16 protein-coding genes are annotated in these 16,071 nt (G+C 71.6%); 5 read left to right on the forward strand and 11 right to left on the reverse strand.

Going from position 1 to position 16,071, the window contains the following annotated elements:
• Positions 1–266 precede the first annotated feature (266 nt).
• Complete coding sequence (locus AB0E94_RS14840; protein ID WP_360326371.1) at positions 267–923, forward strand: hypothetical protein; 657 nt, start codon at positions 267–269, stop codon at positions 921–923.
• A 163-nt stretch (positions 924–1,086) separates the two neighbouring features.
• On the opposite strand, the gene AB0E94_RS14845 is transcribed toward AB0E94_RS14840, so the two are convergent.
• The 8 genes from AB0E94_RS14845 to AB0E94_RS14880 form a co-directional block, all read right to left on the reverse strand.
• Positions 1,087–2,493 (reverse strand): protein adenylyltransferase SelO, encoded by a 1,407-nt coding sequence (locus tag AB0E94_RS14845; protein WP_360326372.1) that lies wholly within the window; start codon positions 2,491–2,493, stop codon positions 1,087–1,089.
• Positions 2,494–2,566: 73 nt separating this feature from the next.
• Positions 2,567–3,253, reverse strand: coding sequence for a hypothetical protein (locus AB0E94_RS14850; protein ID WP_360326373.1), 687 nt, complete (start codon positions 3,251–3,253; stop codon positions 2,567–2,569).
• Between the two features lie 187 nt (positions 3,254–3,440).
• The gene (locus tag AB0E94_RS14855) at positions 3,441–4,250 is read right to left on the reverse strand and encodes a hypothetical protein (protein WP_360326375.1); all 810 of its coding nucleotides are present in this window, start codon (positions 4,248–4,250) and stop codon (positions 3,441–3,443) included.
• Positions 4,251–4,258: 8 nt separating this feature from the next.
• Entirely contained in the window at positions 4,259–5,407 is a 1,149-nt protein-coding gene (locus AB0E94_RS14860) for a hypothetical protein (protein ID WP_360326377.1), read from the reverse strand.
• Positions 5,407–5,688: a hypothetical protein gene (locus AB0E94_RS14865; protein WP_360326379.1), complete on the reverse strand. Its 282-nt coding sequence runs from the start codon at positions 5,686–5,688 to the stop codon at positions 5,407–5,409. Before AB0E94_RS14865 ends, AB0E94_RS14860 begins: the two co-directional genes overlap by 1 nt.
• Entirely contained in the window at positions 5,685–6,008 is a 324-nt protein-coding gene (locus tag AB0E94_RS14870) for an SAV_915 family protein (protein ID WP_360326380.1), read from the reverse strand. The genes AB0E94_RS14865 and AB0E94_RS14870 overlap by 4 nt, the downstream gene beginning before the upstream one ends.
• 102 nt (positions 6,009–6,110) lie before the next feature.
• Positions 6,111–6,707 carry a hypothetical protein gene (locus AB0E94_RS14875; RefSeq protein ID WP_360326382.1) on the reverse strand — a complete coding sequence of 199 codons (597 nt, stop codon included), beginning with the start codon at positions 6,705–6,707 and terminating at the stop codon, positions 6,111–6,113.
• 209 nt (positions 6,708–6,916) lie between these two features.
• Positions 6,917–7,381, reverse strand: a complete 465-nt coding sequence (locus tag AB0E94_RS14880; RefSeq protein WP_360326383.1) for an Asp23/Gls24 family envelope stress response protein — start codon at positions 7,379–7,381, stop codon at positions 6,917–6,919.
• 369 nt (positions 7,382–7,750) lie between these two features.
• Here AB0E94_RS14880 and AB0E94_RS14885 point away from each other — a divergent pair, with 369 nt between their 5' ends.
• From AB0E94_RS14885 to AB0E94_RS14895, 3 genes are all read left to right on the forward strand, one after another.
• Entirely contained in the window at positions 7,751–8,110 is a 360-nt protein-coding gene (locus tag AB0E94_RS14885) for a PadR family transcriptional regulator (protein WP_360326385.1), read from the forward strand.
• On the forward strand, positions 8,107–9,078 hold the full coding sequence (locus AB0E94_RS14890) for a permease prefix domain 1-containing protein (protein WP_360326387.1): 972 nt from the start codon (positions 8,107–8,109) through the stop codon (positions 9,076–9,078). The genes AB0E94_RS14885 and AB0E94_RS14890 overlap by 4 nt, the downstream gene beginning before the upstream one ends.
• 128 nt (positions 9,079–9,206) lie before the next feature.
• A complete protein-coding gene (locus AB0E94_RS14895; protein WP_360326388.1) occupies positions 9,207–9,821 on the forward strand; it encodes a hypothetical protein in 615 nt (204 codons plus the stop codon).
• A 38-nt stretch (positions 9,822–9,859) separates the two neighbouring features.
• On the opposite strand, the gene AB0E94_RS14900 is transcribed toward AB0E94_RS14895, so the two are convergent.
• A complete protein-coding gene (locus AB0E94_RS14900) occupies positions 9,860–12,076 on the reverse strand; it encodes an EAL domain-containing protein (protein WP_360326389.1) in 2,217 nt (738 codons plus the stop codon).
• A gap of 85 nt (positions 12,077–12,161) precedes the next feature.
• Positions 12,162–12,479: a hypothetical protein gene (locus tag AB0E94_RS14905; protein WP_360326390.1), complete on the reverse strand. Its 318-nt coding sequence runs from the start codon at positions 12,477–12,479 to the stop codon at positions 12,162–12,164.
• Between the two features lie 65 nt (positions 12,480–12,544).
• On the opposite strand from AB0E94_RS14905, the gene AB0E94_RS14910 reads away from it, so the two are divergent.
• Entirely contained in the window at positions 12,545–13,333 is a 789-nt protein-coding gene (locus AB0E94_RS14910; protein WP_360326392.1) for an alpha/beta hydrolase, read from the forward strand.
• Between the two features lie 16 nt (positions 13,334–13,349).
• Here the strand turns inward: AB0E94_RS14910 and AB0E94_RS14915 are convergent, their stop codons facing one another.
• Positions 13,350–16,049, reverse strand: a complete 2,700-nt coding sequence (locus AB0E94_RS14915) for a LuxR family transcriptional regulator (RefSeq protein ID WP_360326394.1) — start codon at positions 16,047–16,049, stop codon at positions 13,350–13,352.
• Positions 16,050–16,071 lie beyond the last annotated feature (22 nt).

A 16,071-nucleotide genomic window follows, 5' to 3' on the forward strand; every position in this document is an offset into this window, starting at 1 on the left:
AAAAAACGTTACTACCGCCGGGGGGCGCGCCGCGGTGGGGGGGGGGGTTCTCGGTGGGGGGCGCCGCCCCCGCCCCCCCCGCCGACGGAAGCGCTGCTGGCGGAAGCGCTGCTGGCGGAAGCGCTGCTGGCGGAAGCGCCTACCCACGGAAGCGCTGCTGGCGGAGGAGACGTCATTCGCCTGACGGCTGTCTTTCTCAGGGTGAGGTGGCTGGGCAGAAGACTCCCCTGGGCGGGCGGACCCGCAAGATCAGGGAGGATGGCGCCATGAGGGCTGAGGAGTCGCCGTTTCCGGCGTCGTGGTGGGGTACCGGTTTGGCGGAGGCCGGCGTGCCGGCACGTCCCGATGTGGGCACCTACGGGCGGTACTCGTTCGCGGAACTGCCGCCGCTGCCGTTCCCGTTGAGCGGCGATTTCGGCTGGTTGCGGGATCAGCCGGCCCACGACGAGTGGGCGATCAACGAGGACGGCGGGACGCAGGCGGAGCTTCCGCTTCTGCGGTCGGCTTGCGAGGCTGCCGGGCTGGCGCTGCCGGATTCGTTCGTACGGTTCATGGCCGCCCCGGAGCTACAGGAGCGGGTGCGCTCGTCCACCGCCTGCTACCTGGATCTGGATGTCGGCCCGGTGCCGTCGCCCACCGGGAGGGGCCACCTGATCCGGTTCCTGAACGACCAGCAGGGCTGCCTCTTCTGGTACCTGTACCTGACCGAGGACGGCGCCGAACACGCCGTGGTCTGCACAGTCGACATGTACACACACGGAGACGACCCGGCCGCGGAACCCGACGAGATCCAGTTCTGTGCGGAGTCGTTCGAGGCGTTCATCTGCCGTTACTGGCTGGAGAACGAGATCTTCTTCGCCGAGGACGCCGGGGACGAGATGCCGGCCGTGGCCGCCGAGTACATCGAGCAGTACCGCATCTGACCCGCCGGCTGTACACCAGCACGGTAATTCCAGCCCCGAAAGGCGGCTGAGCGACGGCTGGCGGTCTTTGGACCGCCTCCGCCCGAAAGACGCGCTGGCGGCCGTGAGGCTGCCGGGAGGCCGCGGGGTAGCCACGGCGCTCTCGGTAGCCGTACAAAATAGGTTATGTCCCGCAGAACGTGCGGTAAGTGCCGAAGTCAGGCGGGGCGGCTTCGGTGAAGCGTTCGAGGCCGGGGCGCTCGTCGAAGGGTGAGGTGATCGCCTCGAGGAGCCGGTGGAGTGGTTCGAGGTCACCGTCCGTAGCCGCCGCGAGGGCCTCTTCGACGAGGTGGTTGCGGGGTATGTAGAGCGGGTTGACCCGGTTCATGGCTTCGGTGTCGGGGCTGAGGGCGCGCCACCGCTTGATCCAGTCGGCCAGTTCGCCGTCACCCTCGGAGCCGCCGGCCAGATTCCGGAAGAATGACGTGAAATCGATCCGGCCGGCCTTGAGGAGAGCGAGCAGATCCTCGGTGAGGGAGGTGAGAGCGGCGTCATCGACATCACGCTCAGTGAGACCGAGCTTGGCCCGGAACCCGCGCAGAGTGGCCGCCACATACCGCTCCCGGAATTCCGAGAGCGCCTCGGTGGCCCGGCTGATCGCCTGCTCCTGATCGTCGCCGAAGAGCGGGAGCAGCGCTTCGGCGAGCCGGGCGAGGTTCCACTGGGCGATGGCGGGCTGATTGCCGTAGGCATACCGCCCGCCCTCGTCGATGGAGCTGAACACGGTGGCCGGGTCGAACGCATCCATGAACGCACACGGACCGTAGTCGATGGTCTCGCCGGAGATCGTCATGTTGTCGGTGTTCATGACGCCGTGGATGAACCCGGTGAGCATCCATCGGGCGATGAGCTCGGCCTGCGCGCCGACAACCGCCCGGTAGAGCCCGACCGGGTCGCCCACCTGCGGATAGTGCCGCTCGATGGCGTGCGCGGCGAGCCGTCCGAGCAGGTCGTCGTCACCTGTCGCCCGGGCGAACTGGAAGCTGCCGACCCGCAGATGACTGGCCGCGACCCGGACCAGGATCGCACCCGGCGCGAGGTTCTCCCGGACGATGCTCTTCCCGGTGGCGATCACCGCGAGTGACCGCGTGGTGGGGATGCCGAGCGCGTGCATGGCCTCGCTGATCACGTATTCGCGCAGCATCGGCCCGACCGCCGCGAGCCCGTCCCCACCGCGGGCGAACGGTGTCCGCCCCGACCCTTTGAGGTGCAGGTCACGCCCGCCGAGCTCGCCGAGCAGCAGCGCCCGCCCGTCTCCGAGCCGTGGCGAATACCCACCGAACTGGTGCCCCGCGTAGGCCTGGGCGACCGGTTTCGCGCCGTCGGGCACCGCGTTCCCGGTGAGGAACCGCAGCCCGTCGCGGGTGCGCAACCACTCCGGATCGAGGCCGAGTTCGACGGCGAGCGGCTCGTTGAGCACGAGCAGCCGGGGCGCGGCCACCTCGGCGGCCGAGAAGGCGACAGCCATCTCGGGCAGCTCGTCGGCGAACCGGTGCGCGAGGGCGATGACGGGCGCGGATACGTCGCTCACCGGGCCAACGGTACGTCGCCAGCCACCGGCCGTCCCGCCGAGCCGGCCGTGGGCAAGGTCACCGCGTCGCGTGTCATCCGCCCGGACGGGTCAGGCCGCGGATCAGCTCGCCGAGCGCCGCCCGCCGCCGAGGGTCGGGGTGGAGGGCCGCGGCCAGCGGTTCGTCCAGCCGGTCCCATTCCGGCCGCAGCCGCGCCACCGGCAGCGGATCCGGACCGGGCGCCTCCCCGGTGACCAGGTGATACACGATCGCCGCGAGCTGATAGACGTCGGTCGCCGCCCCACCCGCGGCCCGCTGCTGCTCGGGCGCCCGGTAGGCGTCGGTCCCCTCGCCGGCTTCCGGCGGCGTCGCGGCCAGCCCGGCGTCGCGCAGCCACATCCGATCCCGCGACGCGAGCAGCACTTCCGGTCTCAGCGCGCGATGCGCCCGTCCGGTTTCATGAAGACCTTCGAGGGTACGGCCGACGAGCGCGATTCCACGAAGGACGTCGTGCAGGACCCGCCCGGCCAGCGGCGGCCGCCCGTGCAGCTCGGTGATGGCCACACCCGGCGGCATCCCGGTCGCGAAGGTGTACGACCCGGCCTCGTCGTACCGGAACACCACCCGGGGCAGCCCCGCAACCACGTCGTGCAGCCGGGCCTCCACTTTTAGCTCGGCCCGCCGCCGCTCCGGACAGTCCCCACGCCTCGCCACCTCGAGCCGGGCAAGCCGCACGTCCCGCCCCCGGACACTGCCCTGCCGGGCCTCGGCCCGAAGCACGACACAGCCCTCTTCCAGGGCAGAGACCTCCGCGGCCCCCCGAACACAGAAGATCTCACTGCCGGCCCGGATCTCCCGCCGCCCCGACCACATATCGACACCAGTCGACAACACCCGGTCACCATAGGCCGCCACCCGCCACTCGGCAACATTGCGTGACCAGATGATGACGAAGCGGTAGGCATGGTCAGCGCAGGATCAGCCGCTGCTGGTCGATTCGCTGCCGGGCGGCTTCCGTGGCCAACTCGGTGCGGTGGGTCGGATTGGCGTGGTAGTGCCGCAAGGTTTGGTAGACGGTCTCGGTCTCACCGGCCAGCCACATACCGCGCAGAATCATCGACGGCAGACGGAAGCCACGGCGCCCGCCGATGCGGGTGAACCAGGCGAAGACGACATCGACCGGCGCCGCCGCGGACGGCAGGACGACGACCGCCGGGGCGTTGCCGATCGTCGCCGGGATGACGTCGACGATCGAGTGCCAGGGCAGACGGTGCACGAGGCCGAGACTGCGATGCTCCAGGCCGTCCGGGCTGACGCGCAGTCTCCCCCGGCCTCCGAGCCACAGCCGAAGGCTCGACAGAAGGAGCCAGGCCGCGGCAGCGAAGGCCACGATCGCGGCGACCACGCTGACCGTGTCGCCATCACCGACGATGCCCACACCGAAGAGGATCAGCACGGCCGCGGTCAACAGCAGGTTGGTCGCCGCCAGGACACGAGCCCAGCTCGAGAAGCGGAAGGTCAAGCCTCCGTTCTCGGCGACGACCGCAGACGGCCGGCGGACTCTGCGCGGCCGCCAGAAGTTCGCGTCACCGATCGCGGCGAGATGACCGAAGTACACGGCTACGACCAGGCTGATCAGCGCACCGAGACGATCCTCGGTCACCAGCCCGTAGACAGCGAAGGCCACGAAGCTCAGGGCCAGCAACGCCCCGAACGCGATCGAGACACCGATCAGGCGACCCGGTCCGGTTCCCTTCCACGGTGACTGCTCGTCCACGGCTCCCCTTAGAAGATCTTGTCCCACAGCTTCTTGGCCTCGCCGCCGGCCTCTCCGAGGGCCTTGCTGACCGTGGCCTGACCGTCGTTGAAGGCGTCCTTCACTCCCTCAGGGAGCCTGTCGTAGGCGGCATCGATCACCCCGCTGGCGATCAGTCCACCCGCGACACCACCGACGACTGATCCCACGACAGTGCCGATGGGGCCGCCGGTCAGTGTTCCGCCCATCGCGCCGCCTGCCATACCGCCCAGGATTCCCCCGATGATGCCGCCTCCCCCGGAAGCGACCGCCTTCACCGCGGGTTTGCCGTTCTCGATGTCGTATCCGATCCCGGCGACGGCGATCGCCGCCCCGATGAACGGAACCCGGCCGGCGATGCGCCTCCCGAGACCGGTGGCGGCCCGTTCCTCGACCTGCTTGGCGGCCAGGACCTCTTTCGACATCAGTTCATGAAGGGACCGGGAGTGCGCTGACCCACCTTGCGATTTCAGGTAGGCGGTCTCGAGCTTCTTGATCTCCTCTGCGGCACCCTTGGCATGTGCGTTCAGGGCCTTGAGGTGCTCTCTGAGCAGTCCGCCGGTCAGGCCGTTGGCCCCGTCCCCGATCAGAAAGAACCACTTCTTGCGTACGTCGTCCTTGATGTTCTTCCAGGTGTCACCGAAGAACCTCACGAGCGCCGTCGCTTTGCCCGCCTCACCCTCGGCCTGGGCGTAGGCGTCCACCTGACGCTGATGCAGCGCAACCGCGTCGGTGTGCGCGGCAAGCACCTCCGGTGGCGCTGTACCGTGCGGCGCCGGCGGGGCTCCTCCCGGATCCCCGATCAGATAGCCGTCCACCGGGAGGCCACCATCCACCGCGATCGCCCGGGCGTTGGCCATGTGCTGCTGCGCCTGCGCGAGCTGATTCGCGAGGTCGGTCATCCGGGCGGCCTTGTTCGTGATCTCGGCGCGCAGTTCTCCGGCGGTTGCTGCCTCCCGGGACATCCGGCCCCGAAAAGCGTCGCCGGCCGCGCCCTGCCAGCCCTGCGTGGCGTCGACACCGGCCGTGGTCATCGCGGTAGCGCCGGCGCCGACCTCGAAGGCGAGCTGATCAAGCAGCCATCGGGCGGTAGCGTGGACCTGCTCGGGACTGCCGTCGAGACGCGTGTCGACAGGCATCAGTACGCTCCGCGGATCGCGCCGCCTGCGGCGGCGTCCTCCTGGCCGTACCGGCTGATCGCCTCGGTGACGCGGCTACCTGAGGTACGCAGGCTCTCCGCCAGCTGCGCGGCACCGCCACACAGCAGACTCAGGACCTCGGCGACGTCGGCGGTGGCGGGGCCGGCGTCCGGAGGCGGAGGCACAGCGGCGCCGGTCGCGTCGATGTCGCCGCCCGCCTGGGCGAGCCGGTCAGCGACCGCGTCGAGCAGCGCCATGTCCACGTTCAGCCGATCGGTCATCCTGATTCTCCTCCCGCGCCCCGCCGCAGATGCTCGGGTATACACACGTCGAGCAGGATCAGTTCAAAACCCGTAGCCACCCGGATCTGCTCCAGTTCGGTGGCCGGCAGCACGGTCCACGGCTGTTCCGGACCGCAGTTGTCGACCAGCCGGTCCAGTGCGGAGTAGACCAGCAGGACGATCTGCCCGGCCTTGGTCGATCGCAGATCCACCGACAGATCGGCGTCGCCCGCGTTGAACGGCGAACACGGAACGTAGACGTACGGCGGAAGATCCATCGGCCCGACGTGTACCGGATCCGGCTTCGGGACGTCAGGCATAGCGGATCTCCGATCGGCTGGCTGGACCCCGGATGCTAGGTAACGTCACCCACGGGAGCCAGTGCCGTGTCCTTGATCTGAAGGCAGCGAGGGCCGGCGGGCTCAGCTTCGGCGGTTGCCGCAGAAGCGGACCAGTTCGTCGGAGGCGTTCGGGTCGATCCATTCGAAGGTGCCGCGCAACAGGTCGGCCCGCTGGTCGACGGTGGTCACCGCGGCGGTCAGCTCGCCCCACGGCATCGTCACGTGGAGCAGGGTGCGCTCTATGCCGTACGGCAGAGAAGGAAGATTGTCGTCGGTCGTCGCCCGTAGCAGCAGGCCGGAGGTGGAGATGTCCTCGACCCGGCCGGTCACCGGGACCAGGTGGCGGCCGTCGATGTTCTCGATCTGGGCGGTGCCGACCGCCGGATAGGTGCCGGGACGCCGGGCCGAGGCGCGGCGCTGCACCACGTCGGTGGGCGCGTCGCCGATGACGGTCAGCTGGTCGTTGCGGAGTTCGGCCTCGACCCAGGTCACGCCGGCGGAGGTGACGAGTTCGAGGATGCCGATGCGGCGGACTCCGGGGCCGTCGAGGCTGAGGACCGGGATCGGCTCGAGGTCGGCGAGGAACGGCGCGGACACGTCGGCCAGGGAGACGAGGACGATGGCCTGGGTGCCCGGGCATCGGAGCGTGAGGCTGCTCCCCGCGGGCACGGTGATCATCATTCCCCCCGGTGAAACGCCGCCGACGAACCGCACGTTACCGCCCCCCGACCCGCACTTCCGGGAATATCCGAAATGTCGGAAATGTGGGCGACGCGAAAAGGACGGAAGGCAGGGCGAGGCGAGGCGGCGCAGCGCGAGGCGAGGCGGCGCGAGGCCAGGCGGCGCGAAGCGAGGCAGCGCGAAGCGAGGCGGAAGCCGGGCCGGGGTCAGCTCTCCGGCAGCCGGATGTCGTCGACCTTCACGGTGCACTCGCTGACGTGCAGGCCGTACCGCTCGACCGCCTCGATCACCACGGTGCGCACGGCCGCGGTGACGTCCGCGACCACCTCGCCGGCCGAGATCACCAGGATGACGGTGAGCTCCACGTCGGTGCCGTCCACCTTGGCCCACACGCCGCGGGTCGAGTCGCCGACCTTGTCCAGGCCGATCTTGTCGAGCACCGAGTTGAAGAACCGGGCCACATCCCCGCCGAGCTCGACGACCCCGGGGATCGACCGGGCCGCCGACGAGGCGATCTTCTCGATCACTTCGCTCTCGAACTTGGTCTCGCCACGGTAGGCCGCGACCTCGATCACCTCGGCGCCACCGTGCTGCGGCGGCACGGCCGGGACCACAGCCGACACGTAGAACTCCTGCGTCCGGTCAGCGTGGAAGTCGGCCTCGTCACTCATATCCGTCCCTCTGCCCGCGGGGCCGGGAGCCCCGCGTCTTCGATCCCCGAAACACAACGGCCCGAAGCCTACTAGTGAAACCTCTTCAACCCCGAGGCACACCACAGGCCAGATTCGGTACGGCACAAACCTCCCCCGACCACACGTTCCCCGCCCCGCCGGCGCCCCGCGAGACCCCGTTCCCTCCGGGCCGAAAGGCGCCTCACGGGCGTAGCTACCCCTCACCGAACCCCCGGCCGGCTCTCACCGCCGCCAAACACCCTCCGAGACAGCGGTGGGGCAACGGGGTTGAGCCGCTCCGCCGCAGGTGGGCGCGGAACAATGCCGTGTCGGTTGCCATAGTGCGTGAGACACAGTATCGTGGGATGCATGACAATGGATGCGACGCTCTCCGGGCACTTGCAGGAGCTGCGCCGTGGCACGGTCGTCGTTGCGAGTCTCACGGTGCTGCGGACACCCGGGTATGGGTATTCGCTGCTCGAGACGTTGAGCGCGGCCGGGTTCGAGGTGGAGGCCAACACGCTCTACCCCCTGCTACGGCGCCTGGAGTCCCAGGGCCTGCTGACCAGTGAGTGGAACACCGACGAGGCCCGGCCGCGGAAGTTCTACCGCACCACCGAGCAGGGCGACGCCATCGCGTCGGCGCTGCGTGACGAGTGGGTGCGGCTGGACTCCGCGATCGGCGACCTGGACACCCCCGCCGGCACCGAATCAGGGAGCGACCTGTGACCACCCTCATCGACCGTTACGTCTTCACCGTGCTGCGCCGCGTTCCGGAGCAGCAGCGATCCGACATCGAGCGCGAGCTGCGCACCTCCATCGACGACGCGGTCGACGCCCGGGTCGACGGCGGCGCCGCCCACGACACCGCCGTCGAGCAGACGCTGCTCGAGCTCGGCGACCCGGACCGGCTGGCCGACGGTTACGCGGACCGGCCCCGTTATCTGATCGGGCCGGCGGTCTTCCCGGCCTGGCAGCGCCTGCTGACCATGCTGCTGTCGATCGTGCTGCCGGCCGTGGTGACCCTCTCGGTGGTGATCCGGGTGCTCGGCGGCGCCACGTTCGGCGAGGTCGTCGGCACCGTGATCGGCACTCTGCTCACCGTCGGCGCGCACATGGTGTTCTGGTCGACGCTGACGTTCGCGCTGCTGGAGCGGGCCGGCGTGACCCGGGCCGGGCCGCCCAGCCGGCCGTGGACTCCGGCTGATCTGCCCCGCTACGAGCCCGGCTTCCTGACCCCGGCCCAGCTGTGGGCGGCGGTCATCTGGCCGGTGCTGCTGATCGCCGCCCTGGTCCTTCAGCAGTTCACGTTCACCGAGCAGCCCGTCCTCGACCCGGCGAACTGGGCGTTCTGGTGGCCGTACCTCATCGTGGTCTTGATCCTGGAGGCTCTTTATGCGGTCTGGTTGTCGCGGCGCGGCGCCTGGTCGCACACGGTGACCCTGGTCAACGCGGCCCTGGCCGTGCTGTTCACCGGCCCGATCGTGTGGCTGGCCACGGCTGAGCAGTTCTTCAACCCGGCCTGGATCGCCACCCTGAACTGGGGTGACGCCGACCCGCTGCGGTGGCTCACCGGCATGGTGATCGTCGTCGCGGTGGCCGGCGCCCTGTACGACGTGGCCGAGGTCGCCGTCCGCGCCGAGCGTGCCCGCCGGGGCCTGCCGACCGCGGTCCCGGGCACCCAGCCCTACCTCTGAGATATCCCTCAAGTCGCCGCCGGGGGTGCCGATTCTCGCGGCGCTACCGGAAAAGGCAAGGCCACGGACGGCCTGGCCTCGTGGTCCGGAAACCGCACACGGACGAGCGGGAAGGACGCGAATCCCCCATGACCCAGTTACCCGAAGGCACGATGCCGGTGCGGGGTGATCGATGGAGACCGTCGAACCCGCTGCTGGAGAACGTGATCCAGAAATACATCGACGAGGCCCGCCGGGAGGCGTGCGACACGACCGGCAACACCGGGACGATCACCGCCGGCGGACTGGTCCTCGTCGGGTTCGGGATCATCCTGGCGATGGGCACCGGCAACCCGCTGGCCGCGATCTTCGTGGTGATCGTGCTGGCGCTGGCCGGTCTCGCCTGGATGGGTGTGAAAGCACCGCCGTTGCGGCTGGATCCGCTACAGATCCTCGAGGCGATGGGCGGGCCGGGCAACCTGCCGGCCGGCTACCTGGTCCACCCGCTCGCCTGGAAGGCCGGCATGCCGGAGTACCTGCGGGGTGTCCCGGAGCGCCGCCTGCGGATCGCCGTCGACCTGTGCCGGCAGCACCCGGGCGCGGTCACCGACCTGTTCCGCATGGTGGAGCGGTCGGAGCGGTGGGTCGCCGAGCAGCAGCCGGGCAAGGACTTCAGCCCGGCCGGCCGGGACGCGGAGGTCGTCAAGTTCGCGAAGCGCCTGATCGAGCACCAGATCCGCAACGTCCCGGTCATCACCCGCTGATCGGATGCACACGACGCCCCCGGCCCCGGCCGGGGGCGTCATGCTGCGGCCTGGTACCCGATCTCCCGTTCCAGCAGCCAGGCCGTGGTGGTGGCGGCGTCCTGCGGCCGGGCGATCCCGTACCCCTGGGCGAGGTCGCAGCCGTAGTCGCGCAGCCGTTCGAAGATGTCCGAGTCCTCGACGCCCTCGGCGACGATCTGCATGCCGAGCGAGTGCGCCAGCTGGACCGTGCTGTGCACGATCGCGGCGCTGCGCGGGTCGACCCCGCACCGGCTGACGAAGGCCCGGTCCAGTTTCAGGTCGTCGACCGGCAGGACCTGGAGGTAGCTGAGGCTGGAGTAGCCGGTGCCGTAGTCGTCGACGGCCAGCCGGACACCCATGTCGCGGAGCCGCCCGAGCGACTGGAGCGCGTTGTCGGCGTCGGTCATGAGGACGCTCTCGGTGACTTCGAGCTCGAGGGCGGCGGGCGGCAGGCCGTGCCGCCGCAGCAGCTCCCCGACCTGTTCCGGGAACCCGGGATCACGCAGGTTGGACACCGACAGGTTGACCGCCACCGAGACCGGGAGCCCCTGGTCACGCCATTCCCGGCTCTGCCGGCAGGCGAGGTCGAGCACGACGGTGGTGATCCGGCCCATCAGGTCGGCGCTCTCCGCGGTGTAGAGGAACGCGTCCGGATAGATCAGCCCGCGGACCGGATGCTGCCAGCGGACCAGCGCCTCCACCCCGGTGACCCGGGCGGCCGCGTCCACCGTCACCTTGGGCTGGTAGTGCAGCACCAACTCGCCGCGGTCCAGCCCGGTACGCAGTTCCTCGAGCATGGTCAGCCGGGCCCGCGCGTGATCGTCGAGCCCGGTGGCGAAGACCGGCGCGCCGCCGTGGCCGGTCTTGGCCGCGTACATGGCCACGTCGGCCCGCCGCAGCAGGGTGGACCGGTCCACGCCGTCGTCGGGGCAGACCGCGATGCCGACGCTGGCGTCGACGTGCAGATCCACCTCGGGCAGCACGAACGGCTCCCGCAGAGTGCTCAGCACCCCGTCGACGATCTCCGCGGCCCGGTCCCGGCCGGTATCGGGCATGATCAGGCCGAACTCGTCACCGCCGAGCCGGGCGAGCAGCACCTCCGGTTCCAGCGACTCCCGCATCCGGTCGCCGACCAGCCGCAGCAGGGTGTCCCCGACGTCGTGGCCGAAGCTGTCGTTGACCTCCTTGAACCGGTCCAGGTCGACGTAGGCGACGGCCAGTCCCGGATCGGGGCGGTCGAGTTCGCGTTCCAGGCGTTCGACGAAGAACCGGCGGTTCGCGAGACTGGTCAGCTCATCGGTGCGGGCCTGCCGGCGGGCCGTGCCGAGCGCTTCGGCGGCCCGGACGCTGGCCATCATCCGTACGATCGCCGCCGCCACCGCGACACCCGCGAGCACACTGCTGACCGGCTCGATGTAGTACGCGGTCAGCGCCGCCCACAGCAGCAGACCCAGGCAGCAGACCGCGAGACCAGCCGGGACGGCGGTGCTCAGCCACATGCTGGGGCGGGCCGCCCGGGTGTGCCGGGACGGCTGCCGGGCGGCCAGCGCCAGCACGCTCAGGGCCACGAGCCAGGCCAGGTCGACGGCGGCCGGAACCTCGACGCCCTCCCACAGCAGCACCATGCTGACCGTGTCGGCCGCCGCGAACAGGCCCATTCCGGCGATCAGGAGGCCGAGCACCCGGTCAGCGCGCCATCCGGACAGCGCCCACGCGCCGAGCAGGCAGCCGGCGACGGCGATGTCGGCGACCGGGTAGGCGGCGTTCACGATCACGCCCAGGATCGTCGAGTGCGGGGCCGGCTCGACCGCCCCGAGCACCGGCACCGACACCAGCGACGCGACCGCGGTGGCCGCGATCACCCCGTCCATCCAGGCGGAGGCGCTGACCCGGGGCAGGCGGTGCCGCAGCACCAGCACGAGCGCGGTCACCAGGCAGGGGTAGAAGGCCAGCCACAGCGGGTCGGCCGGGGTGATCAGCGGTTCCGGGTCGAGGTCGCGGACGAACATCCACCAGTAGAGGTTCGCCATCGCGTAGGACAGCAGACCGGCGGACAGGAACGCCCAGGCGGTACGGACCGGGCCGGGCGCGCGGCCGGCGACGCTCGCGACCAGCAGGCCCGGCACCAGGTAGAGGACGTTGTGCAGCAGTCCCGCGACGGGATTGTCATCGACCCCGGCCGCGTAGATCACCAGCTGCGCGATCAGCAGGACGGCGAGGCTCCACCACGCCACACGTTCGCGACGTGTCGTCTCCGTGAATGGACCACACTCCCCCGCCTATCGGCCGCGGCGCGCCGATCTTGAGGGTTAGCCGGGGTCAGCCTGGTCTTCCGGAGACCCGGCAGGGCCGCCGGCCCACCTCCTGACGTCCCACGTCGAGCTGCTGGTGCTCGGGCAGCCGGGTGCCGTGCGCGGCCAGGTGCACCGCGGTCAGCACCTCGACGGTGTCGCCGGCCGGCAGGGTGATCCGGGATCCGGGCGGCGCGACCGTGTCGGGCGGGCAGAGCAGGGTGAACCCGTCCGGCCGGCGGGCGATCACACACGGGCCGACGGGGGTGGCACGGCGTCCGGGCGCCTCCACCCGGACGGTGCAGGGCTCGTCGACGTGGAGCAGAGCGAATTCCAGCCAGTTCACGTCTTCAAGATTGCCCGACGGCGACGGCTCAAACACCATCCCCCCGGGCGTGGCAGGATCGCCGGATGCCGTACTACGCCGCCCCCGACGGCCTGCGCCTGTTCTATGACGTGGCCGGGGACGGTCCGCCGCTGGTGGTGCTGCCCGGCGGTCCCGGGATGGACGTGCGGTATCTCGGCGATCTGGGCGGGCTGTCGGCGACGCGGCGGCTGATCCTGGCCGACGCGCGGGCCGGTGGCCGTTCGGAGGTGCCGGCCGACCACTCGACCGTGTCGTTCACGGCGCAGGCCGGTGATCTGGAGGCGTTGCGCGAGCACCTGGGCCTCGACCGGCTCGACGTGCTGGCGCATTCGGCGGGGACGCTCACCGCGCAGGAGTACGCGGTGACCCGCCCGGACCGGGTCCGCCGCCTGGTCCTGGTGACGCCGATCGGCCGGGCCGGCCGGGACATCGACCCGGCCGAGGTGGCGCGGATCCGGGCGTCGCGGTCGGCCGAGCCGTGGTATCCGCAGGCCGCGGCCGCCCGGGGGCCGTTCGCGCAGGCGTTCATGGTCCCGTTCCACTGGCATCGCTGGACGCCCGAGCTGCGCGCCGAGTACGTGCCGGGCCACGCCAATCGGCTCCCGTGGCTCCGCGACGAGTTCTACGCCGGCGCGGCCCGGCCGGGCCCGGTGCTCGCCCCGGTGCTGGTGGTGGCGGGCGCCTCGGACGGCATGATCGGCACCGCCCCGGCCCGCGTGGTGGCGGCCGCCCACCCCGACGCCCGCTACGAGCTGATGACCGAATCCGGTCACCGCCCCTGGGTGGAGCAGCCGGAGTTGTTCCGCAAACTGGTGGAGGATTTCCTGGCCTGACGGTGACTGCCGGTGATCAGATCGCGGCGGCCAGCTCCCGGCGGGACGTCACGCCCAGCTTGGCGAAGATCTTGCGCAGGTGCCATTCGACGGTGCGCGGGCTGAGGAACAGGACCGCCCCGATCTCCGGGTTCGTGCGGCCGGCGGCGGCCAGCCGGGCGATCTGCCCCTCCTGGGCGGTCAGCTCCTCCCGTACCCCCGATGTCCTTCTCCGCACGGTCTCCCCGGTGGCGAGCAGCTCCCGCGCGGCGCGCTCGGCGAAGCCCTCCGCGCCCATCGTCGCGAAGGCGTCGTGCGCCGGCCGCAGCTGGAGCCGGGCGTCGGCCCGGCGGTTCTCCCGGCGCAGCCATTCGCCGTAGAGCAGCCGGGCGCGGGCCGTCTGCAGGTCGAGGCCGGTGCCGGCGAACTGCTCGATCGCCTCCCGGTAGGAGGAGTCGGGGTCGGTCCCGGTAAGCGCGTCGGCGAGCGCGCGCGTGCCGCGGGCCCATCCGCCGGCGGAGGCGCCGGCCCGGGCGGCGAGGCGGTCCCGCGCCGCCTTGGCGAGATCCATCTCGTGGGTACGGGCAGCCGCCTCGACCAACTCCCCGAGCCCCCACTGGAGAACCGCCAGGTCGTCGTGCCCGGTGGCCTGCCGGGCGGCGGCCAGCGCGGCCGGATAGTCGCCGTGCCCGTTGTGCAGCACCGCCCGCGCGTACCCGGCGACGCCGATCAGCCAGCCGACACCACCCGCCTCGGCCTCGGTGCGCAGCGACTCGATCGCCTCCAGCGCCGGCCCGGTGCGCCCCCGGTGGGCGGCCAGGATCGCGGCGGTCGCCGGGTGTGGTGACGGCCCGGTGGCGTACGCGAGCGCCTCGGCCTCGTCGATCAGGTCCGAGGCGTCCGCGAACCGTCCGGAATAGATCAGCGCGGTGGCCCGGAAGGTGAGCGCGCTGGGCAGCAGCGCGAGAAGCCCCTCCCGGCGGGCGAACGCGACCGCCTTCCCGGTGCGGGACAGGAACGAGACGTGGTCGAAGATCTCGTGCTCGGCCATTCCGGCCAGCCAGTGCAGATCGAGGTCGTTCTCCGGGGTGACCGCCTCCAGCGCCCGGCGGAACAGCGGCGCGGCGGCGGTGTGCCCGTCGAGGCTCCACGTGGTGAACGCGGTGAGCAGCCGCCCGGCCGGTTCGTCGCCGGCCGGGACGGAGCGGGCGGCCTCGGCGGCGCGGCGCAGGTCGTCGCCGCCGAGCCGGCCGGCGTTGACCGCGGCACCGATCGCCGACAGGTAGGTGGCGCGGGCCGCGGCCGGATCGAGCGCCAGCAACCGGCCGGCTGCTTCGAGCAGTGGGGTGACCGCGGACCGGCCGGAGTTCACGGCGAACGCGACGCGGGCCCGGAGCCGTTCGATCTCGGCCTGCCGGACCGGGTCGTAGGGGCCGAGCTCGGCGGCGGCGAGCAGCTCCGGCACGGCGCCGACCGCGCCGGAGGCGAACCGGGCCCGGGCGGCGGCGACGGTACGTCCGGCGCGTGCCTCCGGATCCAGGGTGAGTTCGGCCGCCCGTTCCAGGAACGACGCGGCCGCAGCCCGTCCGCCCCGGGCGAGCGCGCGGCCGGCGGACTGTTCGAGCTCGGCGGCGACCGGCTCGTCCGGGCCGATCGCGGCGTGCGCCCGGTGCCAGGCCCGCCGGTCCGGGTCGCGCTCACCGTCGGTGACCTCGGCGAGCGCGTGGTGAACGGCCCGTAGCCCGGCGGCCCCGGCCGACCGGTGGCTGGCCGACCGGACGAGCGGATGCCGGAACCGCACCCGCGCCCCGAACTCGACCAGCCCGGCCGCCTCGATCGGCGCGGCCGCCTCGGGGCCGATGCCGAGCCGTTCCGCGGCCCGCCAGAGCAGCGGAACGTCGCCGACGGGTTCGACGGCGGCGGCCAGCAGCAGGGTGCGGGAGTCGTCGGGCAGGGCGGCGATCCGGCGTCCGAAGGTCTCCTCGACGCGGCCCACGACGGTGGCCGTCGTGCTCTGCCCATCCCTCATGGTCTGGCCGAAGCCGAAGGCCAGCTCGGCCGGGGACAGGTCGCGGGGCAGTTCGAGCAGGGCCAGCGGATTGCCCCGGGTCTCGGCGACGATCCGGTCCCGGACCCGGGCGTCGACCAGGCCCGGCAGCACCGAGTCGAGCAGGGCGTGGGCCTCGGCGTCCGGCAGGCCCTCCAGCCGCAGGTCGGGCAGCCCGTCGAGGACCGTGCCACGGGCCGCGAAGATCAAGGCGACCGACTCGGAATCCAGCCGGCGGGCCACGAAGGTGAGGATCACCTCGGACATCCGGTCCAGCCACTGGGCGTCGTCGACGACACAGATCAGCGGCTGCTCGGCGGCCGCCTCGGCGAGCAGGCCGAGCACGGCGAGCCCGATGACCAGGCCCTCCGGCGGGCGGCCGCTGCTCAGGCCGAACGCAGTGGACAGCGCGTCCCGCTGCGGCTCGGGGAGTCGGCCGAGGTGCTCCAGGAGCGGGGCGCACAGTTGCTGAAGCGCCGAGTAGGCGAGCTCGGTCTCCGGCTCGACCCCGGCCGAGCGGACCACCCGGCCGGCCGGGGCGTGCCCGGTCAGGTAGTCGAGCAGCGCGGTCTTGCCGACCCCGGCCTCGCCGCGCAGCACCAGGACACGGCTGCGGCCGGCCCGTACGTCGCGCAGCAGCCGGTCGAGCGTCTCCCGCTCGCGGTGCCGCCCCCGCAGTTCGAGTCCCACGTCAGTCCTTCCCCGCCGTCCA

Source organism: Actinoplanes sp. NPDC026670 (genome assembly GCF_040638175.1).
In the GTDB taxonomy this organism is placed as follows: Bacteria; Actinomycetota; Actinomycetes; order Mycobacteriales; family Micromonosporaceae; genus Actinoplanes.

What these genes read in the sequence shown, in the direction of transcription:
- AB0E94_RS14840 (WP_360326371.1), top strand. Translation starts at nt 267, where the DNA reads ATGAGGGCTGAGGAGTCGCCGTTTCCGGCGTCGTGGTGGGGTACCGGT.
- AB0E94_RS14860 (WP_360326377.1), bottom strand. Translation starts at nt 5,407, where the DNA reads ATGCCTGTCGACACGCGTCTCGACGGCAGTCCCGAGCAGGTCCACGCT.
- AB0E94_RS14865 (WP_360326379.1), bottom strand. Translation starts at nt 5,688, where the DNA reads ATGACCGATCGGCTGAACGTGGACATGGCGCTGCTCGACGCGGTCGCT.
- AB0E94_RS14870 (WP_360326380.1), bottom strand. Translation starts at nt 6,008, where the DNA reads ATGCCTGACGTCCCGAAGCCGGATCCGGTACACGTCGGGCCGATGGAT.
- AB0E94_RS14875 (WP_360326382.1), bottom strand. Translation starts at nt 6,707, where the DNA reads ATGATCACCGTGCCCGCGGGGAGCAGCCTCACGCTCCGATGCCCGGGC.
- AB0E94_RS14880 (WP_360326383.1), bottom strand. Translation starts at nt 7,381, where the DNA reads ATGAGTGACGAGGCCGACTTCCACGCTGACCGGACGCAGGAGTTCTAC.
- AB0E94_RS14885 (WP_360326385.1), top strand. Translation starts at nt 7,751, where the DNA reads ATGACAATGGATGCGACGCTCTCCGGGCACTTGCAGGAGCTGCGCCGT.
- AB0E94_RS14895 (WP_360326388.1), top strand. Translation starts at nt 9,207, where the DNA reads ATGACCCAGTTACCCGAAGGCACGATGCCGGTGCGGGGTGATCGATGG.
- AB0E94_RS14910 (WP_360326392.1), top strand. Translation starts at nt 12,545, where the DNA reads ATGCCGTACTACGCCGCCCCCGACGGCCTGCGCCTGTTCTATGACGTG.